Below are 17,762 nucleotides of genomic sequence, written 5' to 3' on the forward strand. Positions count from 1 at the left end.
ATCCCCACATGCATCGCACCGCGCCGGAACACGACTGCCTGACCCTGGTGATCGCCGCCTACAACGAGGCAGACGCGTTGCCGGCCCTGCAGCCACGCATCACGGCCGCGCTGGACCTTGCCGAGGGCGAAGGTCTGCAAGCGCGCGTGCTCTATGTCGATGATGGCAGCCGCGACGGGACTTGGGATGTGTTGCGTGGACTCGCCGCGCGCGATCCACGCATTGGTCTGCTGCGCTTGTCGCGCAATTTCGGCAAGGAGGCCGCGCTCACCGCCGGGCTGGATCGCATCGAGCGTGGCGCGGCCTTGATCCTGGATGCCGATGGCCAGGACCCGCCGGAGCTGCTGCCGCAGTTCATCGCCAAGTGGCGCGAGGGTTTCGATGACGTGCATGGCACCCGCCTCGAACGCGATGGCGAGGGCTGGCTCAAGCGCGCTACCGCGCACGGCTTCTATCGGGTGATGGGCCGCTTGTCGAAGACGCCGATCCCGCGCGATACCGGTGATTTCCGCCTGCTTTCGCCGCGCGCACTGGCGGCATTGCGCGAGCTGCGCGAACGCCACCGTTTCATGAAGGGGCTGTTTGGCTGGATCGGTTTCAACCAGGTGGCGATCCCTTATCACCGCGAACCGCGCCTGGCCGGGCGCAGCAAGTTCGGTTTCTGGAAGTTGTGGAACTTCGCGCTGGAAGGCGTGACCAGCTTCAGTACCGCGCCGCTGCGTGCGGCGACTTACCTCGGCGTGCTCACCGCCTTCGTCGCCTTCCTCTATGGCGCGTGGATCATCACCAAGGCCTTGCTGTGGGGCGATCCGGTGGCCGGCTGGCCCACCATGATGGCGGTGATCCTGTTCCTGGGCGGCACGCAACTGGTTGCGCTGGGCCTGATCGGCGAATACCTCGGCCGGCTCTACGAGGAATCCAAGCAGCGGCCGCTGTACCTCGTCGACAGCTGGCAGCCCGCGACCGGAGTATCCTCGGCACAGCAATCGAACCTGCAAGGAGCAAGCCATGCGCACGGTGCGGCAACTGCTGGAAACCAAGTCCGCTGACGTTTTCTCGATCGTGCCCGACGCGCCGGTGATCGACGCGATCCGGCTGATGGCGGAGCGCCGCATCGGCGCATTGCTGGTGATGGAAGGCCCGCGTCTGGCCGGCATCCTGTCCGAACGGGATTACGCGCGGAAGGTCGTGCTGCAGGGGCGTTCGTCGAAGGACACGCCGGTGCGCGACATCATGACCGCGGAGGTCATCAGCGTCGGCCCGCAGGATTCCACCGAACACTGTATGCAACTGGTCACCGATGGACGTATCCGCCATTTGCCGGTGGTCGAAGGCGGGCAGGTAATCGGCGTGGTGTCGATCGGCGACCTGGTGAAGGCGGTGATCGCGGAGCAGAAGCAGGAACTCGACCACCTGCAGCGCTATATCGCGTCCTGACTGGTTGCGTCGCGGGCTCAGTGCCGCGGCAACACCTGCGCCATCACCGCGATGTAGTGGCAGAGGCTGCCGCCGAGCACGAACAGATGCCAGACCGCGTGCGAGTAGCGCATCTGCGGGCGGTGGTAGAACACGGTGCCCAGCGTGTAGAACAGGCCGCCGGCCAGCAGCCAACCTAGCGTCCACGCGTCGAGTGCGGCCAGCATCGGCTTGGCCGCGACCACGATCAGCCAACCCATCGCCACGTAGATCAGCGTCGACAGGCGCTTGAATCGCCCGGTGTAGAACAGCTTGAACACCACGCCACCCAGCGCCAGCACCCAGATCGCGGCGAACAGCCACCAGCCCACCGGCCCGCGCAGGCCGACCAGGGTGAAGGGCGTATAGGTGCCGGCGATCAAGACGTAGATCGCGCAATGATCGAAGACCTTGAGCCGGCCCTTGGCGACCGGATGCTGGATCGAGTGGTACAGGGTGGATGCGACGTAGAGCATCAAGAGGGCGATGCCGAACACGATCGCCCCGGCCAATTGCCAGCCGTCGCCATACAACGCCGCCAGCGTGATCAGCACCGCGCCCCCGGCCAGCGCCGCGGTCGCGCCCAGCCCATGGGTCAATGCGCTGGCGAGTTCTTCGCGCAGGTCGATGACTGGTGCTGCGGGCGCGGGGTCAGGCATGCCCGCAGCATCGCCGTGGCGGGTGGAGCAAATGCTCTCGATCCGGCCTGGTCAAGAAATGTCCACCGCCTGCGCATGCTCGCGGGTGGCAAGGAACTCCACACCCGGCGAACGCTCCTGCGCCAGCTGCAGGTTGACGCGGGTGGGCGCCAGGTAGACCAGGTGGCCGGCGGCATCCAGCGCCAGGTTCATCGCGTTCTTTTCGCGGAACTCTTCCAGCTTCTTGGCGTCGTCGCACTTGATCCAGCGCGCGGTGGCCACGGCGACTTGTTCGAACGTGGCTTCCACGCCGTATTCGTCCTTCAGGCGGTAGGCGACCACGTCGAACTGCAGCACGCCGACCGCGCCCAGGATCAGGTCGTTGCTCATCAGCGGGCGGAAGAACTGCGTGGCGCCTTCTTCGCTGAGCTGCGCCAGGCCCTTCTGCAATTGCTTGAGCTTGAGCGGATCGCGCAGGCGCGCGCGGCGGAACAGTTCCGGGGCGAAGTTGGGGATGCCGGTGAAGCTGATCTTCTCGCCTTCGGTGAAGGTGTCGCCGATCGAAATGGTGCCGTGGTTGTGGATGCCAATGACGTCGCCGGGATACGCGGACTCCGCAATCTCGCGGTCGCTGGCCATGAAGGTCAGCGCGTTCGCCAGCTTCAATTCCTTGCCGGTGCGCGGGTGGTAGGCCTTCATGCCGGCCTCGAACTTGCCGGAGCACACGCGCATGAACGCCACGCGGTCGCGGTGCATCGGATCCATGTTGGCCTGGATCTTGAACACGAAGCCGGTGAGCTTGGCTTCGTCGGCTTCCACTTCGCGCGTGGTGGTCGCATGCGCGCGCGGCGGGGGCGCGTGCTCGACGAAGAAATCCAGCAGTGGCTGTACGCCGAAGTTGTTGACGCCGGAGCCGAAGAACACCGGCGACTGCTGGCCGGCGAGGTAGGCCTCGCGATCGAACGGATGGCTGGCGCCCTGCACCAGTTCCAGCTGGTCGCGCAGTTCGGCCAGCATGTCCGCGCCGATGCGTTCCTCCACGCCGGGGGCATCCAGCGAGGGGAAGATCGTCGAATCCTGGCGGGTGAAGTTGCGGCCGGGTTCGTACAGGTGCACTTCACCGGTGACGAGGTGGACGACGCCCTTCAATCGCTGGCCCATGCCGATCGGCCAGGTCACCGGCGCGCACTGGATATTCAGCACGGACTCGATTTCGTCCAGCAGTTCGATCGGATCCTTGCCTTCGCGATCCAGCTTGTTGATGAAGGTCATGATCGGCGTGTCGCGCAGGCGGCACACTTCCATCAGCTTGATCGTGCGTTCCTCGACGCCCTTGGCGACGTCGATCACCATCAGTGCGCTATCCACCGCGGTCAGCACGCGGTAGGTGTCCTCGCCGAAGTCGGCGTGGCCGGGCGTATCCAGCAGGTTGACGATGCGGTCCTCGTACGGGAACTGCATCACCGAGGACGTGACCGAGATGCCGCGTTCCTTTTCCAGCGCCATCCAGTCGGAGGTGGCGTGTCGCGCGGCCTTGCGTCCCTTCACCGAACCGGCCATCTGGATCGCGCCACCGAACAGCAGAAGCTTTTCGGTCAGCGTGGTCTTGCCGGCGTCGGGGTGGGAAATGATGGCGAAGGTGCGGCGGCGCGCGGCTTCGAGGGAAACGTCTTGGCTGGGAGCAACGGACATGGGGGCGCCGCGCTGATGCGCGTCATCGGGTCGAAGGGAAGGGGGAATTATACCGGCGCGCCGGCGCCGCCGCGTCCCGGGCTACCGCTTCGGCATCGCCACACCGCGCATGCGGAACGGAATCGAAACCAGGTGCATGCCGCGGTTCACCTGCACGGAAAAATGCAGGTGCGGGCCGGTGCTGAAGCCGGTGTTGCCGGACAGGCCGATCTGTTGGCCGGCCTCGACCTGCTGGCCGCTGCGCACTTGCACGCCATCAGTCTTGAGGTGCGCATAAACCGCCATGCTGCCGTCGTCGTGCAGGATGCGCACGAAGTTGGCGCGGTGGCCAAAGCCATCGCGTTGCTGCCCGGAACCGAGGAACCCGGATTCGGTCTGCATGATGATGCCGGCCCGTGCCGCCAGTACTGGCGTGTCGACGTCCGCCGCGAAATCCAGCGCGTACCGGTTCTCTTCATCGTCATGGCTGAAAGCGCCGGTGAACCCTTGGTCGATGCGGACACCAGGCTGGCGCAGCGGCAGTTGGTATTCCACGTCCCGCGGGCGGGCGCCCGGGTGCCCCGGGATCACGGTCAGGCTCAATTGCATGGTGCCGATACCGCCGCTAGGTGGGCGCAAACGTGCGACCAGGGTGCTGTCGTACGCAAGCACCGTGGCCCGGGCCGGCAGCGGTGGATCGCTGGCGATGCCGGGTTGCCGCGCGCGCAACAGCACTTCGATGGGGCCGGCAAGGCGGTTGTCGGCATAGGCCAGGTACTCGCCGTCGGCGGGCTCGATCCGCAGTCGCGCGCCGTCATGGCTTGCCTCCGAGGCGGTCAAGGCGCTGGTGGCCAGGAGAAGTGTGAGCAGGGTTGCCCTGCAAAGCCAATGACGGACAGCGGATGCGTGCATCGCAGGAGTATCACCGAAGCGGGCCGTTGCCAGCCTCATGACGATTGGTTATTTAATCGCTTCATCCGGATAAAGCGATTGACATAACGGGGACGCATGCGCAGACTCGCTGCATCCATCGAGACCGGCTGAGGGACAGGCCCGAAGACGCCGGGGCAACCTGATGGAGCGCGCTGCGAACGCAGCCTGCTCCCTCGCGGTGCCAAATCCTGCGGGGACCTGGGCGTCCACCGGAAGATGGTTGCGATCCTGCGCGGCGTGCAGGCTTCGCATCCGCCGACGCGAGTCGGCCTTTCCGGCATCCCCGCAAGAACCGATGGCACTGCCCCCATCGGAGCCCTGCCGTGAGCCTTGCCGAACGCACCGAAGCCGCCTTTCCATTCCCTCCCCATGCCGGGAAGGCGATGCGTGGTGGGCAAACGGTCGGCTCCGATGCGGATCATGCACGTCGCGGCAGTATCGATGCCGTGCTCGCCACCCGCCACGCCGGCACCCGCAAGCTGCGCCTGAACTACGAACTGGTCGGTTCCCCCGATGCGCCGGTGGTGTTCGTCGCCGGCGGGATTTCGGCGCACAAGCACCTCGCCGCGAATGCGCTTGATGGCGGCAATGGCTGGGCCGAAGGCCTGATCGGCGACGCGCGCACGCTGGATCCATCTAAGCTGCGCATCCTCGCCTTCGATTACGTCGGCGCTTGTGGCGGCATCGATGCGCCGATCGACACCGCAGACCAGGCCGATGCGGTGGCACTGCTGCTGGATGCGCTCGGCATCGACGCGCTGGAAGCCTTCGTCGGCTATTCGTACGGCGCGCTGGTCGGCTTGCAATTGGCCGCGCGGCATCCGCAGCGTTTGCGCAAATTGGTTGCGGTGAGTGGCGTGCATCGCCCGCATCCGTATGCGTCCGCGTGGCGCGCGCTGCAGCGCAAGGCGGTTGCGCTGGGCCAGCTGCAATGCGCGGACGAACAGGGGCTGTCGCTAGCGCGCCAGTTCGCGATGCTGAGCTACCGAACGCCGGAGGAATTCGGCGAGCGCTTCGCCACCGCGCCGACCTTGAACAACGGTCACGTACGCGTTGCCGCCGAAGACTACCTCGACGCCGCCGGCGCCAAGTTCGTCGCCCGCATTCCCGCCACCGCCTGGTTGCGCCTGTCCGAATCGATCGACCTGCACGAAGTCGATCCGGTGCATGTCGCGGTGCCGACGCTGGTGATCGCAGTCGAAGGCGACCGCCTGGTGCCGCTGTCCGATGCGGTCTCGCTGGTCGAAGGGCTTGGCCTCAACGGCCGCCTGCGCGTGTTGCGTTCGCAGTACGGCCACGACGCCTTCCTCAAGGAAACCGACCGCATCGATGCCTTCCTCGCCGCCGAGCTTCGCCCGAAGGCAGCACCCGAATTTCCTCTCAATTTCAGCACCGACACTATTGGAGTTTCCGTATGAGCCTGGCCCCGAACGAATCCGCCGTCAGCCACCGCGCGACGCGCGCCGTCAGGGCCGGCATCGACCGCGATACCGCCTTCGGTGCGGTGACGCCACCACTGGTGCTGTCGAGCAACTTCAGCTTCACCGGGTTTGCCGAGAAGCGCCAATACGACTACACGCGAAGCGGCAATCCCACCCGCGACCTGCTTGGCGAAGCGCTGGCAGATCTGGAAGGCGGTGCCGGCGGCGTGATCACCTCCACCGGCATGGCCGCGATCACCCTGGTGTTGAACGCGCTGCTGCAGCCCGGCGACAAGCTGGTGGTGCCGCACGATTGCTATGGCGGCAGCTGGCGGTTGTTCAACGCATTGGCGAAGAAGAACGCCTTCGACCTGATCACTTGCGACCTCACCGATCCGCGTGCGCTGGCGGAGGCGCTGGAGCATGCGCCGACGCTGGTGTGGATCGAGACCCCTTCGAATCCGCTGCTGCGCATCACCGACCTGCGCTTCGTGATCGAGGCTGCGCACAAGGCCGGCGCGCTGGCGCTGGTCGACAACACCTTCCTGTCGCCGGCGCTGCAGCGCCCGATCGCCGATTTCGATGCCGATATCGTGGTGCATTCCACCACCAAGTACATCAACGGCCACAGCGACGTGGTCGGCGGCGCGGTGATCGCCAAGGACGCGGTGCAGCACGAGCTGCTGGCGTGGTGGGCGAATTGCCTGGGCATCACCGGTTCGCCGTTCGACAGCTTCCTCACCTTGCGCGGCCTGCGCACGCTGGACGCGCGCCTGCGCGTGCACCAGGAAAACACGCAGGCGCTGGTCGAGCTGCTCGACGGTCATCCGGCGGTGCGCGCATTGCACTACCCGGGGTTGGCGTCGCATCCGGGCCACGCGCTGGCTGCGCGCCAGCAGCATGGCTTCGGCGCGATGCTCAGCGTGGAGCTGGAAGGCGGCGAAGCGGAAGTTCGCGCCTTCGTCGAAGGCCTGCAGTACTTCACCCTGGCCGAATCGCTGGGTGGCGTGGAAAGCCTGGTGGCGCATCCGGCAACCATGACCCATGCAGCGATGAGCCCCGAGGCGCGCGCCGCCGCCGGCATCTCCGACGGCCTGCTGCGGCTGTCGGTGGGTATCGAACATGCCGACGACCTGGTCGCCGACCTGCGCGCTGCGTTGCAACGTGCGCAGGATGTTGAAAGCTGTCCGCGCAAGGTCGTGCGATGAGTGCGTGCATTACTCCGCTGCGAGGCTACGGCCAGCGCCAGGCACGGGTGGCGCTGCTCGGCACCGGCACCGTCGGCAGCGCCGTTTGGGCGCGGCTGGCATCTTGGGCAGACACGCCGCTCCACGGCCGATTGTCGCTGGTGCACGTGGCGAATTCGCGCTTCGCGATCAGCAACCACAATGGTATTCCGGCTGATACGCGCGATCTGCTGCTATGGAATTCGCCAGACGAGAGCTCGCTGGATGCGGTGGATGACGTCCTGTCTGGCGCGGGTACGCGTATCGTGATCGATGCCACTGCCTCCGAAGTGGTGGCGGAGCGTCATGCGCAGTGGCTAGCCGGCGGGATCCACGTGGTGACTGCCTGCAAGCTGGGGCAGGGCGAATCCCTTGCGCGTTGGCGCGGGATCCAGTTTTCGCGCGTGCGCGGCAATACGCACTATGGCGATAGTGCCACTGTTGGTGCGGGATTGCCGTTACTGCGCACCCTGCACGAATTGCAAGCGGGTGGAGATCGCATCCATGCCATCGCTGGCGTGCTCTCCGGTTCATTGGCGTGGTTGTTCAACCACTACGATGGCAAGCGCCGGTTTTCCACGTTCGTTCGTGCCGCGCGCGATGCCGGCTACACCGAGCCGGATCCGCGCGACGATCTTTCCGGTGCAGATGTCCGCCGCAAACTGTTGATCCTGTCGCGCGCGGCTGGTCATATGCTGGAAACCGATTCCGTGCAGGTCGATTCGCTGGTGCCGCCCGCGCTCGCCGCGCTTGCACAGGACGACGTCGACGAGGCGCTGCCATCGCTGGACGCACCGCTGCGGGAGCGCTATGCGGCGGCATACAAGAATGGCGAGAAGTTGCGCTTCATTGCGCGATTACAAGCTGGAGGACTGGCTACGGTGGGGCTTGAATCGTTGGCCGCCGATCACCCGTTGGCCGGTGGTACCGGCACCGACAATCGGGTGGCAATCTGGTCGGATCGCTACAGCGTACAGCCTTTGGTGATCCAGGGGCCTGGTGCAGGGGCTGGCGTCACCGCAGCCGCGCTGCTGGACGATGCCTTGCGCATCACGCGTGGGGCCTGAGGATTTTCTTCAGGAGAAGAAATCCTCGATCGGCCGCGGCCGCTGGAAGACGTAGCCCTGTGCGTAGTCCACGCCGATATCGCGCAGCTGGCGCAGCTGCAACTCGGTTTCGGCCTGCTCGGCGACGGCGCGCTTGCCCAGCACGTGCGCGATCTCGGTAATCGAACGCACCACCGATTCCGACAGCCCGGCATTGTCTAGGTCGCGCACGAAGCTGCCGTCGATCTTCAGGTAGTCCACGTCGAGGTCGCGCAGGTAGCCGAACGAACAGAAACCGGTGCCGAAGTCGTCCAGCGCGAAGCGGCAACCAAGATCGCGCATGCGGCCGATGAAGCCGCGCGCGCGGGTCATGTCGCGCACTACGCTGGTTTCGGTGATTTCCAGGCACAGCTGCTCGGCGCGCAACGGGCTGCGGCGCAGGCGTGCGGAGACGTAATCGCCGAAGTCCTCGTCGACCAGTGTGGTGCCGCCGACGTTGATACTGCATTGCTCGACCCGCGCGGCGGCTTCCGGGTGCTGTTCCAGCCATTCCAGCGTGGCATCCAGCACGTAGCGATCCAGCCGCGGGCCGAGCCGGTAGCGTTCGGCGGCGGCGACCAGTTCCGCGGGCGGACGCAGCTTTCCGTCGGTATCGAACCAGCGTACCAGCACTTCGAAATGCGACTGTCGCGGCCCGGGGTCGCGCAGGTCGACGATCGGTTGGCACCACAGCGCGAAGCGGCGCTGGTCCAGGGCCTCGCGCGCGGCGTTGGCGGTATGCATCGCGCGCGTGCGCTGGCGGATTTCGTCCGGATTGGATGCAGCAGCGAACGAGCGATTGCCGCCGAGTTCCTTTGCCGCGAAGCAGGCGGCGTCGGTCTGCGACAGCAATTCGTCGAAAGCCTGGTGCGGTGGCTGGCTGGTCGCCATGCCGATGCTCGCCGTGGTTCCCAAATTCTGCCCCTGCCAGGCCACGCGCAGTTTTTCGATGGCTGCCAGCAAGCGTCGTGCGCGGGTACTGGCGGCGCGTTCGTCGAGCGTCGCCAGCACCGCGAATTCGTCGCCGCCGGTGCGCGCGATCAAGGCGCCGCCGCCGAACTCCTCGCGGAACAGTGCCGCCACGCCGCGGATCATTTCGTCGCCGGCCACGTGGCTGGCGGAGTCGTTGACCAGCTTGAAGTGGTCGAGATCGACGTAGAGTAGGGTCAGCGTGGCTTTGCCCTCGGCCAGCAGCGTGCGCGCCTGTTCCTCGAAGGCGTCGCGGTTGAGCAGTCCGGTCAGGGTGTCCTGGGTCGCGCGCTGGTGCAGCGCCGCAGTGGCGTACTCGTGCTCGTGCCTGGAAGCCAGCAGCAACACGGGGATGATCGAATACATCACCAGCATCGCCATCAGCAGCACGCCGTCATGCACGGTTTGCGGGCGATCCAGGCCGCCGACGCCCAGTCCCGTCATTGCGCTGACGCAGATGATCACGAGCGACGTGCCGACCAGGGTGATCAGCGGCGGATATCGCACCGCAGACCACAGCAGCAGACCCAGCGGCAGGCTGGCCAGGGCGAGCGGATACTGGCTGCCCAGTTTGCCGGTCAGGTAGACCAGCCCCAGCATCAACACCACCAACACGCACCAGGCGAGCAGTTCGAGACGGTTGACGATCCTGGTCGTGGGAATGTCCTGCTTCTGGTAGAGCAGGTAGATCAGCAGCGGTTCAAGACAGGTCACGCCCAGCAGGTCGCCCAGCGCCCATTGCACGAACACCCGCGGGATGTCGGCAGACGGGGTCATCCCGGAATGAAGCATGCCGACGCTGCCGAGCGTTGCGCTGACCAGGCTCAGCAGCACGCCACCGCGCAGCAGCATGAAGCCGTCGCTGGTACGCAAGTGGATGCGGCGCTCGTGCTGGCGGCTGCGACGCACGTACCAGCCAGCCACCAGCGTAGCCAGGGTGTTGCTGACCAGCGAATAGGCCAGGAAGAGCGGTGGTACCGGCAGCACGAACAGGTGCAGCAGCAATAACGCCGCCGGGATGATCAGCACCTCCACCAGTCCGTAGCGGATGACTGCAGCGAAGCCGATGCCGGCGGCTGGCCAGAACAGGGTGACGTCGGTCGGGGTACGCAGGTAAAACACCGCGATCACCTAAAACACCGCGATCACCGCCCCGGCGAAATACAGGCCGGTCAGCAGTGCCCCCCGTAGCACGCTCGCCAAGACGGCTTGCATGCCCGCAGTCTAAGCGCAGAACCGTATCGGGTGAAACCGTTCGGCTGCTCGGAGGCACCGCCCGCCGGCGACCGTCAACATTCGATGACGTTCACTGCCAGCCCGCCTCGGCTGGTTTCCTTGTACTTGTCCTGCATGTCGCGGCCGGTATCGCGCATGGTCTTGATCACCTTGTCCAGGCTGACCTTGTGCTTGCCGTCGCCACGCAGGGCCATCCGACTGGCGTTGATCGCCTTGACCGCGCCCATCGCGTTGCGCTCGATGCACGGAATCTGCACCAGTCCGCCGATCGGATCGCAGGTCAGGCCCAGGTTGTGCTCCATGCCGATCTCGGCGGCATTCTCGATCTGCCCGGGGCTGCCGCCAAGCGCGGCGGTCAGGCCGGCCGCCGCCATCGAACAGGCCACGCCAACTTCGCCCTGGCACCCGACTTCCGCGCCACTGATGCTGGCGTTTTCCTTGTAGAGGATGCCGACCGCCGCCGCGGTGAGCAGGAAATCGAACACGCCCTGTTCGCTGGCGCCGGGGCAGAAGCGGTCGTAGTAATGCAACACCGCCGGGATGATGCCGGCCGCGCCGTTGGTTGGCGCCGTGACCACGCGGCCGCCGGCGGCGTTTTCCTCGTTCACCGCGAGCGCGTACAGATTGACCCAGTCGAGGACGGTCAGCGGATCGCGCATCGCCGCTTCCGGCTTGGCCGACAATTCTGCGTGCAGCGATGGTGCGCGCCGTGTCACGTGCAAGCCGCCGGGCAGGGTGCCGTGCTCGCGGATGCCGCGCGCCATGCAATCCTGCATCGCCTGCCACAGCTCGCGCAGGCCGGCGTGGATCTCGGTTTCGCTGCGCCAGGCCTTCTCGTTCGCGAACATCAGCCGGGCGATCGACAAGCCACTGCGCTCGCATTGCTCCAGCAATTCGTTGCCGGTATGGAACGGCCACGCCAGTTCGGTGGTGTCGGCGACGATGCGATCCTCGGCCGCTTCGTCCTGGTTGACCACGAAGCCGCCGCCCACCGAGTAATAGTCGCGGGAGGCGATCTCGCCGCCGTCCGCGTCGAAGGCGATGAAGCGCATGCCGTTGGTGTGGAACGGTAACTTCTGCCGCTTGTTCATCACCAGGTCGCTTTTTTCGTTGAAGGCGATCTCATGCTGGCCGTGCAGGCGGAGTTTTTTCTCGCCGCGGATGCGCTCCAGCGCGGTAGGGATGATGTCCGGATCGATCTGGTTCGGCCAATGGCCCTCCAGTCCCATCAATACCGCCTTGTCGGTGCCATGGCCGCGTCCGGTCAGTGCCAGCGAGCCGAACACCTCGGCACGGATGCGTGCCACGTCCTGCAGCCGGCCGGCTTCCGTGAGGTGGTGTTCGACGAAGCGCGCGGCGGCGCGCATCGGCCCGACCGTATGCGAGGAGCTCGGGCCGATGCCGATCTTGTAGAGGTCGAACGTGGAAACGGCCATGCGGCGAAGCCCGGATACTCGATGACGATTATTCTAGGCCGACTACGAACATCAGGCGCACGCAGGCGTATGGCCCTTATCCTCTACCAGCGCGACACCTGCCACCTGTGCGACCTGGCGCTGGAGGTGCTGGCACAGGTGCGTGCACCGGAGTTCGAAAGCGTGTTCATCGACGACGACGACACGCTGGAGGAGCGCTACGGCGTGCGCGTGCCGGTGCTGCGCGACGACTCGCGTGGCATCGAACTGGATTGGCCGTTCGATGCCGCGCAGTTGCAGGCGCTGTTCGCGCGCTGAACCGAAGTCACTTCGCCGGGGCGAATACCACCTTGGTGCTGATCGCGATGGCGTCCGGAATCAGCGTGGTGTCGGCCCAGTCGCCGCCGCCCACGCCGAAGTCCAGCCGCTTCACCGTGGCCTTGCCGCTGAGCACGGGCTTGGCGCCGGGCGTCCAGGTGAACTCGAGCGTCACCGGCTTGTTCACGCCACGCAGCGACAACGTGCCGTCCGCGGCGTATCGACCGCCACCCAGGGCACGGAATTTCGTGGCGACGTACTTTGCATGCGGGAATGCCGCGCTGTTGAAGAACGCATTGCCGCGCAGCTCGCCGTCGTAGTCGGCGTTGCCGGTGCTGGCGGTGGCCAACGGGATCGCCACCTCCAGCTTCGAGCCTGCCAGTTGCTTCGGATCGAATGAAAACCGGGTATTGAAGCCGGGGAATTTCCCGATGAAGACCTCGCCTTGGTACCTGCCGGCGAAGGCCAGGCTGGAGCCGGGCGCTTGTGCGTAGTCCGCGGCGAAGACCGGGGCCGACAGCAAGACCGACAGCAAGGCCGGTACGATCAGGCGGCTTTCATGCGGCATCGTGGTTCTCCGTTGCATCGGTGCGCGGCCGGCCGGCCGGCAGCATGCGGGCGAGGGTGGCGTCGCGCTGGAACAGGTGGTGGTAGAAGGCCGCCGCTGCATGCAGCACGGCCACGGTCGCCATTGCCCAGAACAGCAGTTCGTGCATTTCTTCGGTCAGTTCGTGCAGGTCGTGATCCTTGCCTGCGATGGCGGGCAGGTTGAACAGCCCGAACCACTGCAGGGGGAAACCCGCCGCTGAATTCATCACCCAGCCGCTGACCGGGACCGCGAACAGCAAGGCGTACAGCGCCCAGTGCGTGAGCGTGGCAATGCGTTCCTGCCAGCGCGGTGTGCCAGGCACTGGATCCGGCGCACCCGCGTAAAGGCGCCACAGCAGGCGTAAGGCCATCAGTGCGAGGATGCTGATGCCGATCGACTTGTGCAGCGCGTACCGGGCGATCTTGTCCGGACCATTCGGCATGTCGCCCATGGTCAGGCCCAGCCACGCCATCGCCAGGATCAGTGCCACGACCAGCCAATGCAGCGTCTTGCTGACCGTGCCCCATTGATCCCTGGTGTTTTTCAGCGGCATGTCGTGCGTCCTGGTTGTTTGGTCAATGGGCGTTGGGTTCGACGGCGATGGCGGGCGCGTCGCCGGCTTGCCGCGTCAGCTCGGCTTCGATGCGCAGCTCGACGCTATCGCCGACCAGCGACTGCCAGGAGGTCATCCCGAAGTCGCTGCGCTTGAGCGTGGCGGTGGCGGAGAAGCCTGCGGTGCGCCGGAACGGCGGCAAGGGATAGCGCGCGATGCGATTGAGGGTCAGCGCCATGCACAGCGGGCGGGTCACGCCATGCAGCGTCAGCTCGCCGCAGACCGAGCCGCGGTTGCCCTCCAGCTGTTTCACTTCGGAAGAGACGAAACGCGCTTGTGGGTAATGCTTCACGTCGAGGAAACGTGGCGCGAACACCGCCATGGCCCAGTTCGCGTCGCCCATGTCCAGACGCTGCATCGGTACCGCCACGTCCAGCTTTGCGGTGCTCCAGTCTTCGGCATCGAACAGCAGGCTGCCCTCGCTGCCCGACACGGTACCGATCGCCTTGGAAAAACCGGCGTGGTCGATCTCGAACATGACCCGCGTATGCACCGGGTCGATGGCGTAACGCACCGGTTCGCCTGCCCTGGCCGCGGTGCAGGCGCACAGCACCGCGATGAAGGTGGTGGCGTAAGTGCGCGGGCTCGGTGCGTCGTGCATGGCGCGATTCTAGGCCTGACCGGGGCGCATGCGGCGCTTGCATCCGCAACGTTGCGTTGCCAGCATGGCCCAAGGGGGAGTCATGTTGCTAAGGATCGGCACCATCCTGTGGTTGTGGCTGGCCTGCGCCTGTGCGTTCGCGGCGGTGCCGGAGCGGCCGAGGTTCCGCATCGTCGGCGCCGAACAGGGATTGCCTTCGACCGACATCAAGGCGCTGGCGCGCGACCGCGACGGCTACCTGTGGATCGCCACGGCCGACGGTCTGGCGCGCTACGACGGCGTCGGTATCCGAGTCTGGCAGCACCAGCCCGGCAACCTGCAAGGCCTGCCGGGCAACAACGTGCAGGCATTGATGGTGGATGCCGGCAACCGCGTGTGGGCGGCGACCGAAGGCGGCGGAATCAGCGTGCTGGACGCGCAGCGGCAGGCGTTCGTCCATTACCGCAAGGCCACGCATCCGCAGATGGGCAGCGACGATGTCTGGGCCTTCGCGAATCAGGGCGATACGGTGTGGTTCGGCACCTATGACGGCGGCCTGCACCGGATGGATGCGCAAGGCCGCATCCGTCGCTACACCGCCAAGCGCGACGGCCTACCGTCCGACACGGTGCTGGCGTTGGCGGTACAGGCCGATGGCAGCGTATGGATCGGTACCGATCATGGGCTGGCGCGCATGCGCGACGGCCGCATCGAAGGCGTGCGCCTGACCGGAACCGACGAGGTGCCGCTGGTGTTTTCACTGACCCAACAGGCCGATGGCCTGTGGGTGGGTACCTCGGCCGGCGTGTGGCGATTGGATGCGCAAGGCAAATGGTCGCAACCGGCATGGTCGCCGATGTTCCATCGCCCGAACGCAATGAACGTCATCGTCCGCGACGGCGATGGCGGTCTCTGGATCGCCAGCCAGCGCGGCCTGTGGCGGCAAGCCGGCGACGAACCGCCGGTGCCGGTGCGACTGGCCGGGCCGGACATGCCGCGCGGCATCAATGCGCTGCTGCTCGATCCGGAAGGCGGCCTGTGGGTGCCGGTTGCGGGCCTGGGCCTGGGGTACTTGCGCGCCGACTGGCGGCAGCTGGCGCAATACGCCGGCGCTGCCGACGGTCTGCAGGGCGCGATGTACCGCGCATTGGCGCCATCGCGCGACGGCGGGTTCTTGCTGGGCGGTTTCAACGGCATGGTCGAGCAGCTGTCCGCGGACGGCAGCCTTCGCACGCTGGACGAAGACGGCATCGCCCGCCTGCGCGGGATCAAGGTGTTGTCCATCGCGGAGGACCGCGGCGGGCGTCTGTGGCTGGGGCATCGCAACGGGCTGATACGCGTGGGCAGTGATGGCGCCATCGATGAATGGCGCGTCGGCGACGGACTCGATGCAACGCCGCGCGGGCAAATCGACCAGCTGCAGGTCACGGCCGATGGCAGCCTCTGGCTGTCCGCACCCGGCGGCGGCGTGCAGCAGCGCGACCCCGCGAGCGGCCATGTGCTGCGCGATATTCCCGCGGACGCCGCGCATGGCTTGGCGACTGGCGATATCGAGGCGTTGGCGCTGTCGCCGCATGGCGAGGTCTGGGTGGCCGGTGCGGACGGCATGGCGATGCTGGATGCTGTCGGCAACGAATTCCACCCATTGCCCGAGTTTGGTGCCGAGCGCGTGTACGCACTGGCATTCGATGGCGATGCCACGCTGTGGTTGCAGCGCCAGTCCGGACTCGTGCAATACCGCCGCGATGGCGGTGCATGGCGCATCGGCGAGCAAGCCGATACCGCCCACGGCGTGCCGGCAGTGGGCGCATCCGGCGTGCAGGTGGACCGCCACCACCGGGTCTGGTTGTCGACGTCGCGCGGGCTTTACCGCTACGACCCGGCCAACCGCAACCTGCGCCGCCATGGCGTGCGCGATGGCACCACCAGCCAGGAATACCTGGATCGTGCGCTGGCGATGAGCACGCAAGGCGTGCTGGCGGCCGCCACTGCCGATGGCGGCATCGTGCTGGTGGATACCAATGCGGCCGATCCCGTGTCGTCGCGCCCATCGCTGCGCTTCGACCAGCTCTCGGTACGCCGCAACGGCGAATGGCGGGACATGCCGATGCCGGTGGGATTGCTGCGGCTCGCGAGCGGCGAACGCGAGTTCCGCATCCGTGCGCGCCTGCTGGCATATGCGGATCCCGAATCCAACCGCTACTGGTCGAAGCTGGACGGGTTCGACCACGATTGGGTGGCGCTTGGCGCGAACGGCGAGCGCGTGTTCACCGGACTTGCGCCCGGCCGTTACACGTTGCGTATCCGCGCGCGAGATGCCGCCGGAAACGCGGCGAAGGAGCAGCAGCTGGTATTCGATGTGCCCCCGCCGTGGTGGCGCAGTTGGTGGGCGATGGGGTTGTACGCGCTGTTGGCGTTGCTTGCGATGCTCGCCGCGGCCGCGTCCTACCGTGCCAGGCTGAAGCGCCGCCATGCGATGCAACTCAACGAGGAAAAGCGCGCATTGGCCGAACAGGCCTCCGATGCGAAATCGCGTTTCCTCGCCACGCTCGGCCACGAGGTGCGCACGCCGATGACCGGCGTACTGGGCATGAGCGAGCTGTTGCGCGGCAGCCGGCTGGACGAGAAGCAGCGCAGCCAGGTGGATGCGATCCATCGCGCCGGCGAGCACCTGTTGCGGCTGGTCAACGATGCATTGGATCTTGCCCGTATCGAAGCCGGTAAGTTGGAACTCGCGAATGCGGATTTCGCACTGCGCCCGCTGCTGGATGAAGTGGCCGGGCTGATGGCGCCGGTGGCCGAGCGCAAGGGACTGGCGTTCCTCGACGCGATGGCGGGAGACGTACCGGCTGCCGTGCATGGCGACCGTACCCGCATCCAGCAGATCCTGCTCAACCTGCTCGGCAATGCGATCAAGTTCACCGAAACCGGTCACGTGGCGTTGGAAACCACCGCGCTGTCGCCGCAAGGCGTGCGCTTCAAGGTGACCGACAGTGGCCCGGGGCTCAGCATCGAGCAACAATCGCGGCTGTTCCGCCGTTTCGAACAGGCCGAAGGCGCGCGCACTGCATCGCGTTATGGCGGCAGTGGGCTGGGGCTCGCAATCAGCCAGGAGCTCGCCGCGGCGATGGGCGGCCGCATCGCGGTGGGCAGCGAACCGGGGCGTGGCACCCGCTTCATCGTCGAGTTGCCGCTGGCATCCACCGGGACCGTGCCGCAGGCAACATCGCCGGCGCCGCTTGCAGACAGCGGCGCGTTGCATCTATTGCTGGTCGAAGACGATCCGATCGTCGTCGAGGTAATGCTGGAGCTGTTGCGCGAACAGGGCCATGCAGTGGTGCATGCCGCGCACGGATTGGCGGCGTTGTCGGAAGCCGCCACGCGCCGTTTCGATGCGGCCCTGCTCGATCTCGACCTGCCGGGGCTGGATGGCCTTGCGCTGGCGCGGATGTTGCGCGCGCAGGGTTTCGCGGCGCCGCTGCTGGCGGTGACCGCGCGTTCCGATGCGGAGGCGGAAACCCAGGCACGTGCGGCCGGTTTCGACGATTTCCTGCGCAAGCCGGTCAGCGGTGCGGTGCTCGCGCAGGCGCTGGGTGCGGCCCTGCGCTGAGTC

At 66.4% G+C, this 17,762-nt stretch carries 15 protein-coding genes and 1 riboswitch; of the genes, 7 read left to right on the plus strand and 8 right to left on the minus strand.

Annotation, left to right across the window (positions count from 1 at the left end):
• Positions 1-8: 8 nt before the first annotated feature.
• Both G7079_RS04170 and G7079_RS04175 read left to right on the plus strand, forming a co-directional pair.
• Complete coding sequence (locus G7079_RS04170) at positions 9-1,049, plus strand: glycosyltransferase family 2 protein (RefSeq protein WP_166055844.1); 1,041 nt, start codon at positions 9-11, stop codon at positions 1,047-1,049.
• Positions 1,009-1,437 carry a CBS domain-containing protein gene (locus G7079_RS04175; protein WP_166055846.1) on the plus strand — a complete coding sequence of 143 codons (429 nt, stop codon included), beginning with the start codon at positions 1,009-1,011 and terminating at the stop codon, positions 1,435-1,437. Before G7079_RS04170 ends, G7079_RS04175 begins: the two co-directional genes overlap by 41 nt.
• A 17-nt stretch (positions 1,438-1,454) precedes the next feature.
• Here G7079_RS04175 and G7079_RS04180 read toward each other — a convergent pair whose 3' ends face one another.
• The 3 genes from G7079_RS04180 to G7079_RS04190 form a co-directional block, all read right to left on the minus strand.
• Positions 1,455-2,114, minus strand: a complete 660-nt coding sequence (locus G7079_RS04180; RefSeq protein WP_166055848.1) for a hemolysin III family protein — start codon at positions 2,112-2,114, stop codon at positions 1,455-1,457.
• A gap of 51 nt (positions 2,115-2,165) precedes the next feature.
• A complete protein-coding gene (locus G7079_RS04185) occupies positions 2,166-3,785 on the minus strand; it encodes a peptide chain release factor 3 (protein ID WP_166055850.1) in 1,620 nt (539 codons plus the stop codon).
• 81 nt (positions 3,786-3,866) lie between these two features.
• A complete protein-coding gene (locus G7079_RS04190) occupies positions 3,867-4,604 on the minus strand; it encodes a M23 family metallopeptidase (RefSeq protein WP_166055852.1) in 738 nt (245 codons plus the stop codon).
• A 184-nt stretch (positions 4,605-4,788) separates the two neighbouring features.
• Positions 4,789-4,920, plus strand: a riboswitch (SAM riboswitch).
• 160 nt (positions 4,921-5,080) lie between these two features.
• On the opposite strand from G7079_RS04190, the gene G7079_RS04195 reads away from it, so the two are divergent.
• From G7079_RS04195 to G7079_RS04205, 3 genes are read left to right on the plus strand one after another with little or no spacing between them, the layout of a single operon-like run.
• On the plus strand, positions 5,081-6,115 hold the full coding sequence (locus G7079_RS04195) for a homoserine O-succinyltransferase (RefSeq protein WP_166057829.1): 1,035 nt from the start codon (positions 5,081-5,083) through the stop codon (positions 6,113-6,115).
• Positions 6,112-7,326, plus strand: a complete 1,215-nt coding sequence (locus tag G7079_RS04200; protein ID WP_166055854.1) for an O-succinylhomoserine (thiol)-lyase — start codon at positions 6,112-6,114, stop codon at positions 7,324-7,326. The genes G7079_RS04195 and G7079_RS04200 overlap by 4 nt, the downstream gene beginning before the upstream one ends.
• Positions 7,323-8,411 (plus strand): homoserine dehydrogenase, encoded by a 1,089-nt coding sequence (locus tag G7079_RS04205; protein WP_166055856.1) that lies wholly within the window; start codon positions 7,323-7,325, stop codon positions 8,409-8,411. The genes G7079_RS04200 and G7079_RS04205 overlap by 4 nt, the downstream gene beginning before the upstream one ends.
• Positions 8,412-8,420: 9 nt before the next feature.
• Here G7079_RS04205 and G7079_RS04210 read toward each other — a convergent pair whose 3' ends face one another.
• Entirely contained in the window at positions 8,421-10,529 is a 2,109-nt protein-coding gene (locus tag G7079_RS04210; RefSeq protein ID WP_166055857.1) for an EAL domain-containing protein, read from the minus strand.
• 158 nt (positions 10,530-10,687) lie between these two features.
• Complete coding sequence (locus G7079_RS04215) at positions 10,688-12,070, minus strand: L-serine ammonia-lyase (RefSeq protein ID WP_166055859.1); 1,383 nt, start codon at positions 12,068-12,070, stop codon at positions 10,688-10,690.
• Positions 12,071-12,139: 69 nt separating this feature from the next.
• Here G7079_RS04215 and G7079_RS04220 point away from each other — a divergent pair, with 69 nt between their 5' ends.
• Positions 12,140-12,367 (plus strand): glutaredoxin family protein, encoded by a 228-nt coding sequence (locus G7079_RS04220; RefSeq protein WP_166055861.1) that lies wholly within the window; start codon positions 12,140-12,142, stop codon positions 12,365-12,367.
• A 7-nt stretch (positions 12,368-12,374) separates the two neighbouring features.
• Here G7079_RS04220 and G7079_RS04225 read toward each other — a convergent pair whose 3' ends face one another.
• The 3 genes from G7079_RS04225 to G7079_RS04235 are packed head-to-tail and all read right to left on the minus strand — an operon-like array spanning position 12,375 to position 14,170.
• Positions 12,375-12,935, minus strand: a complete 561-nt coding sequence (locus tag G7079_RS04225; protein WP_166055863.1) for a YceI family protein — start codon at positions 12,933-12,935, stop codon at positions 12,375-12,377.
• On the minus strand, positions 12,925-13,509 hold the full coding sequence (locus G7079_RS04230; protein WP_166055865.1) for a cytochrome b: 585 nt from the start codon (positions 13,507-13,509) through the stop codon (positions 12,925-12,927). The genes G7079_RS04225 and G7079_RS04230 overlap by 11 nt, the downstream gene beginning before the upstream one ends.
• Positions 13,510-13,531: 22 nt before the next feature.
• Positions 13,532-14,170: a YceI family protein gene (locus G7079_RS04235; RefSeq protein WP_166055867.1), complete on the minus strand. Its 639-nt coding sequence runs from the start codon at positions 14,168-14,170 to the stop codon at positions 13,532-13,534.
• 82 nt (positions 14,171-14,252) lie between these two features.
• Between G7079_RS04235 and G7079_RS04240 the strand changes: the two genes are divergently transcribed.
• Positions 14,253-17,759, plus strand: coding sequence for a hybrid sensor histidine kinase/response regulator (locus G7079_RS04240; RefSeq protein WP_240906238.1), 3,507 nt, complete (start codon positions 14,253-14,255; stop codon positions 17,757-17,759).
• The last annotated feature ends 3 nt before the right edge of the window (positions 17,760-17,762 follow it).

This window comes from Thermomonas sp. HDW16 (assembly GCF_011302915.1).
Classification (GTDB): Bacteria; Pseudomonadota; Gammaproteobacteria; order Xanthomonadales; family Xanthomonadaceae; genus Thermomonas.